Annotated in this window: 16 protein-coding genes and 1 tRNA gene; 11 read left to right on the top strand and 6 right to left on the bottom strand. The window is 52.8% G+C overall.

The annotated features are described in order from the left end of the window. Window positions 1–16 precede the first annotated feature (16 nt). From bamA to RG807_RS15035, 8 genes are all read left to right on the top strand, one after another. Entirely contained in the window at window positions 17–2,335 is a 2,319-nt protein-coding gene (gene bamA / locus RG807_RS15070; RefSeq protein ID WP_309045628.1) for an outer membrane protein assembly factor BamA, read from the top strand. Window positions 2,336–2,398: 63 nt separating this feature from the next. Beyond that, window positions 2,399–2,893 carry an OmpH/Skp family outer membrane protein gene (locus tag RG807_RS15065; protein ID WP_309045627.1) on the top strand — a complete coding sequence of 165 codons (495 nt, stop codon included), beginning with the start codon at window positions 2,399–2,401 and terminating at the stop codon, window positions 2,891–2,893. A 48-nt stretch (window positions 2,894–2,941) separates the two neighbouring features. Next, a complete protein-coding gene (gene lpxD, locus RG807_RS15060; RefSeq protein WP_309045626.1) occupies window positions 2,942–3,967 on the top strand; it encodes a UDP-3-O-(3-hydroxymyristoyl)glucosamine N-acyltransferase in 1,026 nt (341 codons plus the stop codon). 11 nt (window positions 3,968–3,978) lie between these two features. Beyond that, window positions 3,979–4,416, top strand: coding sequence for a 3-hydroxyacyl-ACP dehydratase FabZ (gene fabZ / locus RG807_RS15055; protein WP_298450381.1), 438 nt, complete (start codon window positions 3,979–3,981; stop codon window positions 4,414–4,416). Beyond that, on the top strand, window positions 4,416–5,207 hold the full coding sequence (gene lpxA, locus RG807_RS15050; protein WP_309045625.1) for an acyl-ACP--UDP-N-acetylglucosamine O-acyltransferase: 792 nt from the start codon (window positions 4,416–4,418) through the stop codon (window positions 5,205–5,207). The genes fabZ and lpxA overlap by 1 nt, the downstream gene beginning before the upstream one ends. 20 nt (window positions 5,208–5,227) lie before the next feature. Beyond that, on the top strand, window positions 5,228–6,409 hold the full coding sequence (gene lpxB / locus RG807_RS15045; protein WP_309045624.1) for a lipid-A-disaccharide synthase: 1,182 nt from the start codon (window positions 5,228–5,230) through the stop codon (window positions 6,407–6,409). Then, the gene (gene rnhB, locus RG807_RS15040; protein WP_309045623.1) at window positions 6,410–7,099 is read left to right on the top strand and encodes a ribonuclease HII; all 690 of its coding nucleotides are present in this window, start codon (window positions 6,410–6,412) and stop codon (window positions 7,097–7,099) included. 67 nt (window positions 7,100–7,166) lie between these two features. Next, a tRNA-Met gene (locus tag RG807_RS15035) sits at window positions 7,167–7,243 on the top strand. A 79-nt stretch (window positions 7,244–7,322) separates the two neighbouring features. Here the strand turns inward: RG807_RS15035 and phnE (RG807_RS15030) are convergent. The 6 genes from phnE (RG807_RS15030) to RG807_RS15005 form a co-directional block, all read right to left on the bottom strand. Next, window positions 7,323–8,132 carry a phosphonate ABC transporter, permease protein PhnE gene (phnE, locus tag RG807_RS15030; protein ID WP_309045622.1) on the bottom strand — a complete coding sequence of 270 codons (810 nt, stop codon included), beginning with the start codon at window positions 8,130–8,132 and terminating at the stop codon, window positions 7,323–7,325. Beyond that, window positions 8,129–8,938 (bottom strand): phosphonate ABC transporter, permease protein PhnE, encoded by an 810-nt coding sequence (gene phnE / locus RG807_RS15025; protein WP_309045621.1) that lies wholly within the window; start codon window positions 8,936–8,938, stop codon window positions 8,129–8,131. Before phnE (RG807_RS15025) ends, phnE (RG807_RS15030) begins: the two co-directional genes overlap by 4 nt. Continuing rightward, window positions 8,935–9,753, bottom strand: a complete 819-nt coding sequence (gene phnC / locus RG807_RS15020) for a phosphonate ABC transporter ATP-binding protein (RefSeq protein WP_309045620.1) — start codon at window positions 9,751–9,753, stop codon at window positions 8,935–8,937. Before phnC ends, phnE (RG807_RS15025) begins: the two co-directional genes overlap by 4 nt. A gap of 94 nt (window positions 9,754–9,847) precedes the next feature. Further along, window positions 9,848–10,792 (bottom strand): phosphate/phosphite/phosphonate ABC transporter substrate-binding protein, encoded by a 945-nt coding sequence (phnD, locus tag RG807_RS15015; protein WP_309045619.1) that lies wholly within the window; start codon window positions 10,790–10,792, stop codon window positions 9,848–9,850. Between the two features lie 194 nt (window positions 10,793–10,986). Beyond that, complete coding sequence (locus tag RG807_RS15010) at window positions 10,987–12,237, bottom strand: glycerophosphodiester phosphodiesterase family protein (protein WP_309045618.1); 1,251 nt, start codon at window positions 12,235–12,237, stop codon at window positions 10,987–10,989. A 153-nt stretch (window positions 12,238–12,390) separates the two neighbouring features. Then, on the bottom strand, window positions 12,391–13,425 hold the full coding sequence (locus RG807_RS15005; protein WP_309045617.1) for an AraC family transcriptional regulator: 1,035 nt from the start codon (window positions 13,423–13,425) through the stop codon (window positions 12,391–12,393). A 117-nt stretch (window positions 13,426–13,542) separates the two neighbouring features. Between RG807_RS15005 and RG807_RS15000 the strand changes: the two genes are divergently transcribed. The 3 genes from RG807_RS15000 (at window position 13,543) to RG807_RS14990 (ending at window position 17,590) form a co-directional block, all read left to right on the top strand. After that, window positions 13,543–14,634, top strand: coding sequence for an MBL fold metallo-hydrolase (locus RG807_RS15000; RefSeq protein ID WP_309045616.1), 1,092 nt, complete (start codon window positions 13,543–13,545; stop codon window positions 14,632–14,634). A 55-nt stretch (window positions 14,635–14,689) separates the two neighbouring features. Continuing rightward, the gene (locus tag RG807_RS14995) at window positions 14,690–15,508 is read left to right on the top strand and encodes a sterol desaturase family protein (RefSeq protein ID WP_309045615.1); all 819 of its coding nucleotides are present in this window, start codon (window positions 14,690–14,692) and stop codon (window positions 15,506–15,508) included. Window positions 15,509–15,703: 195 nt separating this feature from the next. Beyond that, complete coding sequence (locus RG807_RS14990) at window positions 15,704–17,590, top strand: monovalent cation:proton antiporter-2 (CPA2) family protein (protein WP_309045614.1); 1,887 nt, start codon at window positions 15,704–15,706, stop codon at window positions 17,588–17,590. The last annotated feature ends 4 nt before the right edge of the window (window positions 17,591–17,594 follow it).

Genomic DNA, 17,594 nt, shown 5'->3' with positions numbered 1-17,594 from the left:
CAGGCGAAATAATTGAATGAGACGTTCTCTTCTAGGCTTAGCTGTTGGCCTCGCTGTTGCCGCAACCGGCATGAAGCCAGCATTTGCAGATGAATTTACGGTTGCAGATATTGAGGTGGAAGGCTTGCAGCGAGTTTCTGCAGGTACTGTTTTCTCCGCTTTCCCCGTTAATATCGGCGAGCAGATGGACGAAGCCGAACTGGCCGATGCGATTAAATCACTGTTCCGGACAGGGTTGTTTACCGATATAGAAGCGAGTCGCGACGCCGGGATCCTCATACTTACAGTTCGGGAGCGCCCCTCGATCACGTCGATCGAGATTGAAGGCAACAAGAACATCGAAACTGGCATGCTCATGGATGCCTTGGCTGGTGCCGGGCTTCAGGAAGGTCAGGTATTCCGCCGGGCAACACTGGAACGCCTGGAACTGGAAATTTTGCGCTCCTACATTGGGCAAGGGCGCTACAACGCTCGAGTCAAAGCAACGGCTGAAGTGCTTCCGCGAAATCGTGTGGCAGTCCGCCTGGATATTAACGAAGGCACAGTTGCGGCTATTCAGCATATCAACTTGGTAGGAAACCGGGAGTTCAGCGATGAACAGTTGCGAGATCTGTTTGAACTGCGCACCAGCAGCTGGTGGAACTCCCTCACTAATTCCGACAAATATGCGCGGGAACGACTGAGCGGTGATCTGGAAACCCTGCGCTCATTCTACCTCGACCGCGGATATCTGGACTTCAGCGTTGAGTCCAGCCAGGTTTCTATCTCGCCAGACAAGCGACAGGTATTTATCGCCATTGCTCTCAATGAAGGCCCGCAATATACGATTTCTGATATAAAACTGCGCGGCGATCTCATTGTTGGTGAGGAAGAACTGCGTGAATTGATCCCGGTAGAGGCGGGCGATGTATTCTCCCGTGCCCGTATGACGGCTATTTCGGAAACGCTGTCGTTCCGATTGGGTAGAGAAGGTTATGCGTTCGCAAACGTAAATGCCGTGCCTGAGCCAGGCCCAAATAACACCGCCGCCGTTACCTTCTTTGTAGAGCCTGGCAAGCGGGCTTATGTTCGTCGCATCAATTTCAGCGGAAACGTCTCTACCCGTGACGATGTTTTGCGTCAGGAAATGACGCAAATGGAAGGCGGTATTGCCTCGTCGGATCGCATTGAGTTTTCTAAAACTCGTCTTGAGCGACTTGGTTTTTTCAAGATGGTCAATGTGGATACGGTTCCTGTGCCAGGAACCGATGACCTGGTTGATGTGAACTATTCTGTTGAAGAGCAGCCAACCGGCAGCCTTTCAGCGTCTGTGGGCTTTTCACAGGACTCTGGCATTATTCTTGGCGCCAATGTTGCCGAAAATAACTTCTTCGGCACCGGTAAGCGGGCATCGTTTGGAGTAAACGTCAGTGATGCGGTGAGAAGCGCAAATATCTCCTATATGGACCCGTACTACACTGTAGATGGCGTGAGCCGTGGATTCAGTGTGTTTGCCCGGGAGACTGATTTTGAGCAGGAGGACATCACGTCCTACCTGTTGGATGAATACGGTGGGCGTCTCACCTTTGGTTATCCGACCGATAACATTACCAGGCTGAACTTCGGGGTGGGTTATACCAACTCCAAGCTGAAAGGTGGTGTATTTACATCGAAAGATGTGACTGAATTTATTGCAGAGGAAGGCGATAGCTTTAACAACTATTTCTTATTTGGTAGTTGGCGTCGCAGTACGTTGAACCGGGGTGTTTTACCAACTGCGGGCCACAGCCATTCCCTGTCAATTGACGTGGCCGTGCCTGGCAGTGACCTTACGTTCTACAAAGCCACCCACAGAACGGATTTCTACTATCCGGTATCGGACAACAACCGCTGGGTTGTGCATACAAGAACAGAAGTGGGTTACGGTAATGGATATGGTGAAGATCCAATGATGCCGTTCTATGAGCACTTCTATGCTGGTGGCTATGGCTCGGTAAGGGGCTATCAAGCGAATTCACTGGGGCCGCGCGCGCGCCCCGCAGACAACGATTTTTCCGATCCCGATCCGTTCGGTGGTAATCTCCTCACAGAAGGATCTTTGGAGCTGATTTTCCCGACGCCATTTGCCGGTGACAGCCGCTCCATGCGCACCGCATTCTTCTTGGACGGTGGCCAGGTATTCGACCCGGACCGTGGATTTGACCCGGATCTCAAGGAATTGCGATTCTCTGTGGGCGTTGGATTTCAGTGGATTACCGCGGTAGGCCCATTGGCATTCAGTCTTGCCAAGCCGCTGAACGATAAGCCGGGTGACGACACTCAGGTGTTCCAGTTCTCACTTGGCCAGACATTCTGATTCCCGGACATTCCGATTAAGCGTTACGAGAAACAAAAACGAATGATACTCAGGAGACCCAAGATGTTCAGAAACTTACTGATGTTTGCAGCAGCCATGGTGATCGCTCTGCCAGCCGTAGCAGAAACCCGCATTGGTGTTGTAGATCTTCGCCAGGCATTGTTTTCTTCAAACGACGCAAAGTCTTTCAGTGAAGCTATGCAGAGAGATTTTGCTGGCGATGAAGAAAAGGTTCGCGAGACTCAGGAAGCAGCACGAAAGTTGAAAGAGCGTCTGGAAAAAGACGGTGCAATGATGAATGAAAGTGAGCGTAACAAGCTTGCTGGTGAATTCCAGGAAAGAGTCAAAGAGTTCAATTTCCTGAAACAGCGTCTTGATACTACTGTTAATCAGCGGAAGCAGGCGTTTCTCGAAGAAGCCCGCCCGGAAGTGGATGCAGCAGTAAAAGAGTTGCTGGAAGAAAACGGTCTGGATCTGATTCTGCCTAGCGAAGCTGTTGTTTATGTGAAGCCGGAAATGAACTTGACCCCACAGCTTCTGGAAAAGCTGAACCGTTAACTCTTGCTGGAGAGCCCAGGGGCTCACAGGCGTGTTTTGGAGCGCGAGATGACAGAAAAGTCTTACCGGCTTGGAGAGATAGCAGAAGCCGTGGGCGCGGAGCTGCGAGGCGATCCTGAAATTCAGGTGTTCGGCATTGCAACTCTCCAGGCTGCTGGCCCGAATCAGCTCAGTTTTCTGGCAAATCCCGCCTATGCAAAACACCTGGCAGATACTCAGGCGGCGGCGGTCATTCTGTCGCCTGCAGCTGCGGATGATTGCCCGACCAATGTCCTGGTACTTGATAATCCCTATCTGGGGTATGCTCGGCTCAGCCACTGGTTTGACCCTGCACCGATTGCACGGCCGGGCATTCATCCTGCAGCAGTGGTTGATCCCAGTGCAGCCGTTGCCGCCAGTGCCAGTATTGGCGCTAATGCCGTTGTTGAGGCGGGCGTTGTTATTGGCGAAGCGGTTGTCGTCGGAGCGGGCAGTGTGATTGGTGCGCGCACCAATATTGGGGCTGGCTCCATCATCAGGCCCCGGGTGACTTTAGCCCACGATGTCGTGATTGGGAAGCGTTGCCATATTCTCAGCGGCGCAGTGATAGGCTCTGACGGATTTGGCTTCGCCAACGAAAAAGGCCAATGGCATCGAATTGCGCAGCTAGGTCGCGTTGTTCTTGGTGACGATGTTGAGGTTGGCGCAAACACGACTATTGATCGCGGTGCTCTGGATGACACGGTTATCGGCAATGGTGTAAAGCTTGATAACCTGATTCAGATTGCCCACAACGTGCGCATTGGTGATCATTGCGCGATGGCGTCAATGGTTGGCATTGCGGGCAGCACAAAGATTGGCAGCCACTGTGTATTTGGCGGCGCCGCCGGAGTAGCCGGCCACTTGGAAATCACTAGCCAGGTGCATCTTACTGGCATGACCATGGTAACCGGAGATATCCCGGAGCCGGGAGTCTATTCTTCGGGAACCAGTGCAGATACTAATCGGCAATGGCGCAAGAATGCCGTGCGATTCCGTCAACTGGATACTTTGGCACGGCGCGTCAAAGAGCTGGAAAAGAAAACTGAAGGCTGAGGCCGATCATAATGATGCATATTGATGAAATACTGGAACACCTGCCACACCGCTATCCGTTTTTGTTAGTGGATCGGGTGACCGAGATCGAAAAGTCCAAATCGATAAAAGGTTATAAAAATATCTCCTACAACGAGCCGTTCTTTAACGGTCACTTCCCCGGCAACCCGATAATGCCTGGGGTACTGATTATCGAAGCCATGGCGCAGTTGTCGGGCATTCTCGGTTTTGTGACAGTGGGGCGGAAGCCCTCAGATGGGCTGGTACAATACCTGGCAGGCACCAGTAAGACGCGGTTCAAGCGCCCCGTGTTACCCGGAGACCGGCTGTGCATGGAGTCGGAAATCATCTCGGAAAAACGCGGTATCTGGAAATTTGATTGTCGCGCACTGGTCGATGGTGAAGTCGTCTGTGTGGCAGAGATACTGACCGCTGAGAGAGAAGTTTAATGGCGACGAATGATTGGTCGGGCGTTCATCCCCAAGCGATAGTAGATCCATCAGCCAAACTTGCGGATAACGTAACGGTTGGTCCCTGGAGCTACATTGGCCCAAATGTGGAAATTGGTGAAGGCACAGAAATCCTTTCCCATGTGGTTGTGAAAGGGCCAACGATTATTGGCAAAAATAATCGCATTTTTCAGTTCTCCAGCATAGGAGAAGAATGTCAGGATAAAAAATACGCGGGTGAACCAACCACTCTGATTATCGGGGACAATAATACGATCCGCGAGAACTGCACCATTCACCGCGGCACAATTCAGGACCAAGGTGAGACCCGTATCGGCAGCAACAACTTGCTCATGGCTTATGTGCATGTAGCCCATGACTGCGTTATTGGCAGCGACATTATACTCGCTAACTGCGCAACCTTGGCAGGCCATGTGACGGTTGGTGACCATGCCATTCTAGGCGGCGGCACCATGGTGCACCAATTCTGCCACATTGGGCCCCATAGCATGGCGGCTGGCGGCAGTATCGTACTCAAGGATATCCCGGCTTACGTTATGGCTGCCGGTCAGTCGGCGGAGCCCCACGGCATGAACGTTGAAGGCCTCAAGCGACGCGGATTCGACAAAGAAGTGCTGATGACCCTGCGCCGGGCTTACAAGGTTATATATCGCCAAGGCCTGACGACGGAGCAGGCAGTGGAGAAACTGGAAGAAGAATACTCAGGCACACCAGAAGTGCGGGTGCTGATTGACTCCCTGCGCGGCGCTCATCGTGGCATTATCCGCTAAGCTGGCAGGAGTCTTGTTAGATGGAGCATCCCCAGGCCGCGGTTGTCAGTGACCGCAGCATAACCTTTGGCATTATCGCAGGTGAAGCGTCTGGGGACATTCTGGGCGCTGGATTGATCCGATCACTTCGCAAACGCTACCCCAACGCACGCTTTGTGGGCATCGGTGGCGATGAAATGATTGCGGAGGGGTTCCACTCCCTGATTCCCATGGAACGGCTCTCTATTATGGGGCTGGTGGAAGTTCTTGGCCGCATTCGGGAACTCTTTCGTATTCGTGCTCGCCTGCTGAGTTATTTTTTTGCCACGCCACCCGATGTGGTAATTGGCATTGATTCCCCGGATTTTACCCTGGCCATCGAGCGACGCTGCCGAGAGGCGGGTATTCCATCTGTTCATTACGTCAGCCCTTCGGTTTGGGCTTGGCGGCAGAACCGTATTTTCAAAATCGCCAAGTCGGTAGACCTTATGCTCACCCTGTTGCCGTTTGAGGCCAGGTTCTATGAAGAGCACCAGGTGCCCGTTGCCTTTGTAGGGCATCCTCTTGCAGATCGCATTCCACTGGTGCCGGAAACAGGGAAGGCCCGCCAGGATCTTGGGCTTGATGAGAGCGCGCCTTTACTGGCAGTTTTGCCGGGTAGTCGGGCTGGTGAAGTCGAACGATTAGGTACTTTGTTTCTGGAAGCTGCGCGCTGGATTCAAACCAAACGGCCGGATGTGCAGCTGGTGATTCCTTGTGTGAACCGTGAAAGGGAGCAGCAGGTTCGCGATCTTATCGAAGCACTCGATGTAAAACTTCAGGTTACTATCGTACGAGGACGTTCCCGGGAAGTGATGGCTGCGTCCGACGTTGTATTGCTTGCGTCTGGAACGGCGACCCTAGAGGCCATGCTGCTGAAAAAGCCTATGGTTGTGGGGTATCGTTTGAGCAACGTTAGTTGGGCAGTGATTTCCCGCTTGGTGAAGGTGCCCCATGTGGCGCTGCCGAACCTGTTGGCAAAGCAATCTCTGGTCCCGGAGCTGTTGCAGGATGACGCGACACCGGAATCACTTGGCACTGCGGTGTTGGAGCGAATGGAGAACCAGCAAGAACGCTATCGGCTAGTGCATGCATTTACTGAGCTACACCACACCTTGAAGCAAGATGCTGACGAGAAAGCTGCCAGTGCAATCTCCATGCTTGTTGAAGAAAGGGCCGGCTAGATGGCGCGAGCACCTGCATTACCTCCGTTCAAGTGCGCGTATGAGGGTCGGCTATTGGCTGGTGTGGATGAAGTAGGGCGCGGGCCTCTCATTGGTGCCGTCGTGACTGCTGCAGTCATTCTGAATCCTGATCGGCCCATCGCTGGGTTGGCAGACTCAAAAAAGCTCACCGAAAAAAAGCGTAATGCCCTTTACGAAGAAATCATTGAGCATGCGAGTGCCTGGAGCCTGGGCCGTTGCGAGGCCCATGAGATCGATCAGATCAACATCTACCAAGCCACCATGATCGCCATGGAACGTGCTGTGGCTGGCTTAGGTGTTGCGCCGGAATACGTACTGGTGGATGGAAACAAATGCCCGAAGTGGCACTGGCCCTCCGAGCCGGTGGTAAAGGGGGATAGTCGGGTAGAGGCCATTAGCGCCGCATCCATACTCGCGAAAGTGACACGGGACAGGGAAATGGAAGCTCTGGAGCGGGAGTATCCCGGCTACGGCCTTGCCAAACACAAAGGGTATCCTACGCCCGTGCACATGGAAGCCTTGTTCCGGTTGGGAGTAACGCCAGAACACCGCAAATCGTTCCGGCCAGTTCAGGAAGCGATGGAGCAAGTTGGGTTTTTCAAGAATCCCGAGGCATCGGAGGCAGAAAACCTTCACTACCCAACAGACCTGTTTGAAAACAGTATTTGACAACGCGCCCACAAGTCCTTAATATACGCGCACGTTGATCGAGGTGACTCGGCAACAACCAGTTTGATGCGGGGTGGAGCAGTCTGGTAGCTCGTCGGGCTCATAACCCGAAGGTCGTAGGTTCGAATCCTGCCCCCGCTACCATATTAAAAGGCAAATCAGTAACTTACTGATTTGCCTTTTTTCGTTTTGGGTTACTCACCCTACTGGCGGTCGTGCTCCTTTAGAGCACCGCCTGCCGGACTTTCGCAGATACCCATTCAGAAACGACCACCGTCGCGAGTATAACGAGAAATATTACCGTTACCTGGTTCCAGGCTAAGGTGCTTAAGGATGACTGGAGTTGCAAACCCAGGCCACCGGCACCTACCAACCCGAGAATGGTAGATTCGCGAATGTTGATGTCCCAGCGGAACACTGAAATGCCCCAGAATGCCGGCAGAACCTGCGGGATAATTGCATAGTCAATCACCTGGGTTCCAGAGGCACCTGTTGCGCGCACTGCTTCCACCTGGCTTTCATCGATCTCTTCGATGGCCTCGTACAGCAACTTGGCGACGAAGCCGATGGAGCGCAGACCGATCGCGACAATGCCAGCCAACAGTCCCGGGCCGATAATTGCCACCAACAGCAAGGCCCAAATAAGCGAGTTGATCGAGCGTGAGGTCACGATGATCAGCAAGGCCAGCGGGCGCACAAAATGGCGACTCGGGGTTGTGTTCTCAGCGGCCAGGAAGGCAACGGGTATCGCAATGATTACTCCGATCAGCGTACCAAGGGTTGCGATGTTCAGCGTATCCCAGAGCGGCTGCCAGAGTTCATTGAGATAGCCCCAGCGCGGTGGGAGCATTCGGCCACCGATATCCGAAGCTTGTCGGGGTGCGTCTGCTACAAAGGCCCAAATGGTGTCTTCCGTCATCAGGTTCCAGCAGAACACTGTCAAAGCCACCAGCCAGAACCAGCCAGCCCACCGCAACATGTACTGTTTAGGGGTGCGGAACTGCCATGTTTGCGTGTTTGCATTGGTGATCATTGGACCCACCGTCGGATGTAGGATGAGGAGTATTCCACCACTAATACAATAGCGATGATGATAATCAGGATGGCGCCAGCTGAGTCGTACTCATAGCGATCAATAGCTGTATTCAAAGTGGCTCCAACACCGCCGGCACCAACGATACCGATGACCGACGATTCCCGAAAATTTATGTCCAACCGATACAGAGAAAGGCCGATCAGCCGTGGCATAACCTGAGACTGGACGGCATAGTTAACCACCTGCCACCAATCTGCGCCGGTCGCGCGAATGGCTTCTATCTGGGCGCTGTCACAGTCTTCTATGTCTTCCGCAAGCAGCTTGGAGAGGAATCCGATTGAGGCAAATGTCAGGGTAAGGAACCCGGCAAAGGGCCCGAATCCGAACATGGCGACCAGCAGGATCGCGATGATGATTTCCTGGAATGAGCGGGACAGCGTAATAATGCTCCGGCAGATCGTATACATCGGCAACGGCGCCAGATTGCGGGCAGCGCCAAGACCGATGGGCACCGAGATCAATACACCGGCCACGGTGGAAGTCAGAGTCATGGTCAGGCTTTCGATCAGCCCGGCCTGGATGTCTCGCCAGCGGGAATTGAAATCCGGCGATAGAAACCCTTGAATGAACTTCCAGCCGCGCTCAAGGCCTTCATAAACCCGAAACCAGTTGACCTCCACTGAGCTAATCGCCAGAACCAGGTAGATCGCACTCCCTAACAAAATGGTCCAGCGCCATCGTGGGTCTTTAAGAAGTACCGGAGGACGCTTCCAGGTCCTCAAAGACGTGATTGCGCCGGTCATGTTAGCTCCAGCACTTTGGCGTGACTGAACAGAAACTCGTCGTTCTGTGGCTCACTGCTTTGTTGAACCTGGTCCCAATCCTCTGCGCCATAAATGCGGGTCAGTGCCTCGTGGGACAAGGCTGACGATGGGCCGTCAAATACTACTTGGCCAGCCCGCAACCCGATGATTCGATCGGCGAAGTTTTGCGCCAGCACCACATCGTGAATGTTGATGATGGCTGGTAAGTTTCTCTCCCGGCAGACGCCTTGAATCAGGCGCATGATCTGGCGGGAGGTTTTTGGGTCGAGAGACGCGGTGGGCTCGTCGGCCAACAGAAGTTCCGGGTTTTGCTCCAGCGCCCGGGCGATACCTACTCGTTGGCGCTGACCGCCAGAAAGTTCATCTGCCCGTTTGTTGTAGTGATCACCCAGGCCGACCCGCTCCAGCAAGCTGAAGGCCTGATCTATGTCGGCCTGCGGGTACCGGCGCAGGAAGGATCGCCAGCCGGAGACATATCCCAGGCGGCCCGAGAGCACGTTCTCCATTACTGTAAGGCGCTCAACCAGCGCATATTCCTGGAAAATCATACCAATACGCCGGCGAGCCTGGCGTAAAGTCCGGCCGCTGAGCTTGGTCAGTTCTGTTTCGCCGAGGTAAATGCTGCCAGAGCTGGGTTCAACCAGACGGTTGATACACCGGATCAGGCTCGACTTGCCGGCGCCAGAGGGGCCGATCAGGCCCACAACCTGACCTGCAGGCACTGAGAAGCTGATGTTGGTCAGTGCCCGGTCGCCGGTTTTGTAGGTTTTTGATAAGGCTTTCAGTTCAAGCACAATTTTCTGCCATTGCTGATAATAGAAGAGTCAACGGGTTGGCCACATCTCGCGACATGTGCAACCCGCTGAAAGCGGTTTTCGGTTTGAGCGTTTAGCGGCAGTTGTAAACCACACCGTTGGCATCATCGATTTTACGAATAACTTCCCAGTGCTCCTGAAATGTAATCGGGATGAATTGAGCTTCACCTGACTTGGAGAATTCCTCTTCCAGGGAGGTGCCTGCCCATTCAAAGGAGAAAAACGCCTGCTGGATTTTGTCTTGTAGTTCTGGCGTCAGGTTGTGCGTGACCCCATACCCTGTAGTGGGGAAGGTCTGAGACTTGTACAGGGATACAATCTGATCTTCGTTGACGACGCCCCGGTTCAGCATCCGCGCCATAACGGAGTTAGCAACCGCGGCGGCGTCATAGTCCTTGTTGGCTACACCAAGAACAGAGTTGTCGTGCTTGCCGGAAAACACCGGCGTGAAATCTCTATTTGGCACAAGATCATAATCTGCTTTCAATATTGCAGAGGGCGCTTTGAAGCCTGAGTTGGAGGTTTCGGAGGTAAAGGCCAGTTCACGACCTTGTATTCCGTCTACATCGGTAATGCCGGAATCGGGGTGGGTAATGATTTCCATCTCGTAGCCGAATGAACCATCAGCGGATGCCATAATGGTGAAAGGGCGGAAGCCGCCACAGGCAACGGCTATCGGGTTGGATCCGGTATTGAAACCGGCAATGTGGAGGCGACCCGCGCGCATGGCTTCAATTTGCGCAGCGTTCGACTGGACCGGGAAAAACTGAACCTTTTTACCGGTTTTATCAGACAGGTGGTCTAGAAAATCTGACCAGGCTTCAGCGTAAACAGACGGGTCTTCTACTGGGGTGTAAGCAAAAATCAGAGTGGAAGGATCGATCTGCTCAGACTTGGCAGGAATGTCGGCAATCAGATCGCCGTCATTGTCGCTGTATCGGGAGTCCAGTTTGAATGCGCCCTGGGCGAGCATAGGGGTCATTAGAGCAGCACATGTAAGAGACATTAACTTTTTCATATTTGCATCCTCAGGTTATGAATCTTCGACGGCCAGATCCTAACCAAGGATTGTTATGGTTACGTGACAAGACCAAAATGCTGGGGTTGTCACGTCAGCAGGGGGCTCGAAGGTGGGTCCAGAGAAAAAAGCCAGCGGATGATGTCATCCGCTGGCTTTGGTATTGCAATTATGAACGTTCGACTACGGGGCTATTACAGGCCCATGCAGTTAGCATAATGGGTTGTCGTTGCAGGCCAGTCTGAAAAAATCCCGATAACACCCACGTCTTGAGCCAATACATCAATCACTTTATAAATGTCGCCATCATTGTTAATGGCATCGTTGATGGTTTGGTAATACCAGCCCCCACCTTCAGCGAGTGGGCCGCTGCGCTCCAGTGACCAACCAATCAAATCCAGGCCGGCAGCCTTGGCATTGAGTGCGTATTCGGACGGAACAATCTCCTGGTGGCTGTTAAGAGTGAGCATTTTCCAGAGGGCAGGTGCCAGAATAGGAACACCTTTTTGGGTGAGGCTTTCCATATACGCCATGGATACGTTATCCGGGTCGTTGCTTTTCTCATCTAGGAATACGGCTTGGCGGCCAAACTCAGGCATTTGATTAACCCAGAAAACGACATCGTCCAACAGGAACGATTGCGGCCATACATCCTCGGGCTTCACGCCAGCGGCGATGTATTCGTTAATCATCTGTCGGGCATAATCCTCTTGGGTGTAGTCACCCTCGAAAGGCATATCAACCACCGGCGTTTTCAGTTCAGGTGTGAACTTAAGGCCCAGCTCCTTAATCAGTTCGATGCTTTCGCGATGGCTTAATAGGGTGCCTTCTGTGGCATAAAGATCCGTTCGCCAATTAGCAGTACCGCCCAGGTACTCCTCGGGCGTGGTGGCATTCTCGTCAAAGGCATCCATTTTACCCCGGAGCGATTTGAACTCTGCCAGCGTGATATCGCTGGTGCGGCACTCGGCCTCAGCCTTTGTGCCAGCGCCTGGATTAGCAGGCACAAAAGGCTTGGTACATTTGGCGTTCAGCTCCGGCACGGCCACGATGTTGGTGGTAGTGTGCAGGTCGTTCTGTGCGTGGCGGCAAACTAACTGCCGATCCTTGGTAAAGGCAACATCACACTCAACGATTCCCGCTCCCATTTTGGCCGCTGCGACATAGGATTCGCGGGTATGTTCAGGAAGCTGCAAGGGCGCACCCCGGTGGGCAATGGAGAAGTTGCTTGAGGTTGGAGGCAAAGACTCACAAGCCTGCAGCGCATTCTTCAGTTCACCGTCATCCATGTCGTTAACCAGAAAGTAAGGTCTGGGCCCAAGCTGAACCAGCGGTTGGCTTGTTTCCGCAGGTGTTACTTCGGGCGCGTTCGAGTTGTTGTCGTTGCAGCCGGATACCAGAGTGAGAGCCCCTATAGCCAGGGGCAATACGAATAATATCTTCATAACAGAGTCCTTCTGTTGAATCTTTTGGGCTTGCCCCGGCACCGCTTTGGTTCGCGAAAATGGGGCGGCTAATGAATCTCAGGCTTTACAGGCGCTAATATTGCCCGCACTTGATGAACGCCTGATGACAGTCTGCTCCCGCCCTCATTAGTTTCAGCCACCCCTACCCCGCTTCACTTCCTGCCACTTTTTAGGAGACATGCCACTGCCCCTTAAAAAGAAGTGGTTAAACGAACTCTGCTCCCGGAACCCCAACAGCTGGCTGATCTGCAGAATGCTTAAATTTGAATACGTTAGATAATCCTGCGCATGGTGTAAGCGAACATCGGCCAACAGCTGTTGATAGCTGGTTCCCTGGTGCTTTAGCTGTCGCTGCAAGCTGCGCTCGCTCTGTCCGAGAATGGCGGAAATCTGGGGGAGCTTCGGACTGTTTAGCAGATTCTTTCCAATGTGATTTTTTACCTGATCAACAACTTGCCCTGCAGCGGAGTCGGCAACGGAAGGACGGGCGATGTTTATTAAAGGCCAGGCCAGTACGTCTGCGGCGATCGTAATGCTGTTATCGTTCTGGCTGAAACGGCACTGGGCTCTAAATCCTTGCTGGTACTCTGCTTCGTGATAATCGACCGGCCTCGAGTGAACAAAGCACACCTCCATTACGGGTATCAATCGCCCCGTCAGTTGTTCCGCCAGATGAATTATTCCCGCGAGTACACTTTCGCAAACTAACCGGGCGGCCTTGTGCTGTTGGAAGTGAGCCCTCCAGATTAGCCGTATGTTCCCGCCGACTGATTCTATGCGAGAGGTCCCCAACCGGTGCACTAGCCGCTCAAGAGTCATCACCTGATGTAATGCGTGGCCCAGTGTCAGAGATTTTGCGCGTAAATTGGCCAGAGCTTCGCCCAGCACATCAAAGTTTTCCAGGCCTGCGCTTTGACCTGCCTTTATGCCGAGCAGGGGATCATGAAGAAGGTCACTTGCACTGAGAAATAGACGGAAGTAGTCCTCTACGGCGATTATTTCCGGAGGATTGATCATCCACAAGTCATTCACAGCCGCGGCATCAGAAAGAGGAGATAGGCGTCCGCCTTGTTGTAGGTAAGCGACGAGAATTGGCTGAATGTACGCGCCAACCACAAAGTTGAGTGGGTGGTCTCGCGAAGTATCCCGCTTTGGTTTGCTGATCAATCTTGCCGCCTTATAGTAATTTTTATTCGCGATCCAACAATTAAGTCAGGTTAAGGCAGGCTAGGATGTTTTTCAATTCGAGTCATAGATCCCAATACAATTATAAATAGGCGGCACATGGGCAGTATTCTCAAAACCAGTACGATTGAAAGCAGCATCATCAAGCCGATCAAGCATTTTGAAGAGGCTCGCAAGTGCCATACTGCGCACTACCGGCTGGAAGCGATGCGGAAAGCGGCGGTCGGTTTCCGCAACGACATGCTGGCAAAACCCCAGGCCAGGTTCTATCAGAGCATGGGGTTAATCCGTGTGCCTTATCCCACCAAGTATGCATTTCTGAACTGCAATGTGGTTCCGAGCCCCTTTATTCACATCCTGAATCGCGTGTTTATTGTGCAAGTTGATAGTGAAGAGGGTGTGAAAACGATACTCCTGTCACCGTCAGATGCCGAAGCGAACGCAGAAACCCCGTATTTCCGGAAGGTGATCGACAAGGCTGGCCCTCTTAAAGAGCTGGTTAAGAAGTTTCTTGCGCCTGAAATCAACACCGTCGAAGCCTGTCTGAAGCTGGCTGGTCTGACGCCGGAAGACGTGGACTACATCAGTTACGACCATCTGCACACCCAGGACATTCGCCGCTGGTTAGGCGACAGCAAGAATCCAGGCCTGTTCCCCAATGCGAAGCTTCTGGTGATGAGCGCAGAGTGGGCGGCCGCCAACTTTCTAATGCCGCCACAAATTGACTGGTACTGCCCGAATGGACTGGCCGGAGTCCCGGAAGAACGCATCATTCAACTGGATGGGGACGTAATGATCGGTGATGGGCTGGCACTCATTCGCACTCCTGGCCATACAGTGGGGAACCACTCGTTCGTGGCCCATACCCCGGAAGGGCTAAAAGTAACCAGCGAAAATGGTGTTGGTCCGGATTGCTACGCGCCTCTGCATTCACGGATTCCTGGCTTGAAAAAATACGCCCAGCAAACCGGCATGGAAGTGATTCTGAACGGCAATACTCTTGAGGGCGGGCTGGATCAATACATTTCTATGGTGGTTGAGAAAACCATTGCCGGTAGCCATCCGCTGTATACAGATTTTCCTAACATGGCTAACTCATCCGAGCTAACCAGTTATTGGGGCTTCCCAGGGTATCGGCCAACGGTTACCAATGGTGACCTGAGTTTTGGCTCTGTGCATAAAAAGAAGTAACCCTGCTTTGTGATATGGGTATTTTGATCATGGGTTCTGGAAGCTTGGATTCGGTATGAATATATCTGGATTATGGGACGGGTTCTATAACGACCCCTGGTTCTGGCAGTTTCCTATGGCCACACTGGCCATCAGCATGGCGGCGTTTTTGCTTGTTGCAACGCCTTGGACAATTGTTGCCTGGCTGGACCCGGTCTCGTTGAGAAAATACAAAATTCAGCAGAAACCGTTTGAGGTTAAAAAGTTCCTGCTGCCGTCCCTTGGGCGCATTCTTATTAACAATATTATCCTGGCATCGTTGCTGGTGCTGAGTTGGCCGTTGCTAAAAAATACCGGCGTGCACCAAAACGAGTTGCCTGCCTGGTATGTGATTTTGGCGCAGTTGCTGTTTTTCGTGTTACTGGATGATTTTCTGTACTACTGGATGCACCGGTACATGCATGAGAACAAGTGGCTGCTAAGAAATGTGCACAGTGTGCACCACCGGATCCGCAACACCTGTGGGATCAACGGTAACTACATGCATTGGCTGGAATATACGTTAACCGCAACGCTCACCTTGATAGGCCCTATTCTTTTGGGCGCACATATCTATGTTGTGTGGCTTTGGGTGATCATCCGGCAAATTGAAGGTGCAGACGGCCACATTGGCTATGACATTCCCTGGAACCCGGTGCATCTGTTACCTGTATACGAAGGCCCTGTTTATCACGATTTTCACCACGCGAAGTTCAAAGGTAACTACGCAGGCTTTCTGCCGTATCTTGATAAGTACATGGGTAAAACCTACATACCTGCGTACCTGAACTACCTGAGGGCGAAGAAGCGCGGGTTAACGGCTGCAGAGATTGATCAGCAAAATAAGGCGATTTAGCAGGCCGGCACCAGAGAAACGTACTGGCAAAGGCAGCTGTAATCCGAAAATGAAGTCTGCAATATGTGTATGTTTGAAGTATATGTGTATATTGTTCGAAAACCTGACTTTTCTGGCACTCTGTTGACAAAGGCACCACGCAACAGAGTAGCCTGAGAAAGTTTTGCTCCTATTTTCGAAGATGACTCCAATCTAATGACCTCCTATTTTATTCAAGCATTTATCTATCTACTGGCTGCTGTGATTGCGGTGCCATTGGCAAAGCGCCTTGGTCTTGGCTCTGTACTCGGTTATCTGGTGGCAGGTGTTGTGATAGGGCCTGTACTGGGGCTCGTCGGCCAAGAAACGACCACAATTCAGCACTTTGCCGAGTTTGGTGTGGTGATGATGCTGTTCCTGATAGGTATGGAGATCGACCCAAAAGCACTTTGGGCAATGAAGGTTCGTTTGTTAGGGCTTGGCGGATTGCAGGTGGCTCTGACGGCCGCTGCCGGTATGGCAGTGGCCTGGTGGCTGGGCGTTGTTTGGCAGACTGCGCTGACCATTGGTCTTATTTTTGCGCTGTCGTCGACGGCGATTGTGCTGCAGACCCTAGATGAAAAGGGACTGTCGAAAACGGAGGGTGGCCGTAATACGTTTTCGGTTCTGTTGTTTCAGGATATAGCCGTCATCCCCATGCTTGCTCTTATCCCGCTACTGGCACTGCCCAGCCTTAGGGAAAGCGCGAGCTCTGCGTCGCATTCGGATTCGGGGCTGAGTCTTGTTGCGCACCTGCCTGGTTGGGGACATGCATTGGTTGTGGTAGGGGCGGTTGCGGTTGTTATTGTTGGCGGCTACTACCTGAGCCGGCCCTTGTTTCGTTATGTGGTGAAGTCAGGGCTGCGCGAGGTGTTCACGGCCACAGCACTGATGTTGGTGATTGGCATCGCGGCGCTGATGAGTGTGGTAAACCTGTCGCCCGCCTTAGGGGCTTTTCTCGCCGGGGTAGTGTTGGCCAACAGTGAATTCCGACATGAATTGGAGGCCAATATTGAGCCGTTTAAGGGATTATTGCTGGGCCTGTTTTTTATCACCGTTGGCGCCGGTATCAATTTTGATGTGTTGGCAGCCGAGTGGGGCACAGTCGTATCCTTAGGTTTAGCTGTTATTGCCGGCAAGGCGTTGGTGCTATTTGCGCTTGCGCAGTTGTTCGGGATTCGCAGCAGCAACGGCTGGTTGTTTACCCTCGGGCTGGCGCAAGCGGGCGAGTTTGGCTTTGTGCTGCTCACCTATAGTGTGCAAAGCCATGTAATTCCTCTGGAAACGTCCCAGATATTGTCGCTGGTTGTTGCGCTTTCCATGTTCCTGACCCCTTTGTTGTTCATCGTATACGACTACATCGTGTTGCCACGTTACCGGCGCTCCAAAAGTGATGAGCGGGATGCCGATACGATTGATGAAGAAGCGCCCGTAATCGTGGCAGGGGTGGGGCGGTTTGGCCAAATTGTATGCCGTTTACTGCGAGCCAATAACGTCCCCATTGTGGTGCTTGATCACGAGCTTGAGCAGATTGAGAACGTACGGCAGATCAATATCAAGAGTTTCTTTGGGGATGCCAGTCGGCCCGATTTGTTGGAGAAATCCGGCATCGCCAAAGCTCGCTTGTTGATTGTAGCGATTGATGACAGAGAGCGCACAGTGGCCATGGTGGAACATGTAAAGCAGTTCTTCCCCGGGGTTTGGGTGTTGGCACGGGCATTCGATCGCGGCCATGGCTATCAGTTACGGTCGGCCGGTGCGGACGATGTGGTGAGTGAAACTTATTACTCAGCACTGGAGCTTGGCAGTCATGCCCTCACGGCCATGGGCGTACACCCGTTGCGGGCAAGGCAGATGACCTGGACCTTTGTTGATAACGAGCGCGCTCATGAAGATGAGTTGTTCGAAGCCTGGAAGGAAATTAAAGAAGGCATTCATTTCAGCCCGCAATATGGCGAGCTGTTTATGAAGCTGGAAAGCGCCCTGAGCAATGCGATGCATGGCGAATGGGAAGAGCCGAAGCCCGAGGATGTCCCAGTTTGGACGCCACCTGAATCGAGATAGGTGC

Source organism: Marinobacter sediminicola (genome assembly GCF_031157525.1).
GTDB classification, from domain to species: Bacteria; Pseudomonadota; Gammaproteobacteria; order Pseudomonadales; family Oleiphilaceae; genus Marinobacter; species Marinobacter sediminicola.
The sequence above is the reverse complement of the archived record's forward strand: the minus strand, read 5'-3'. Positions and strand labels throughout refer to the sequence as shown.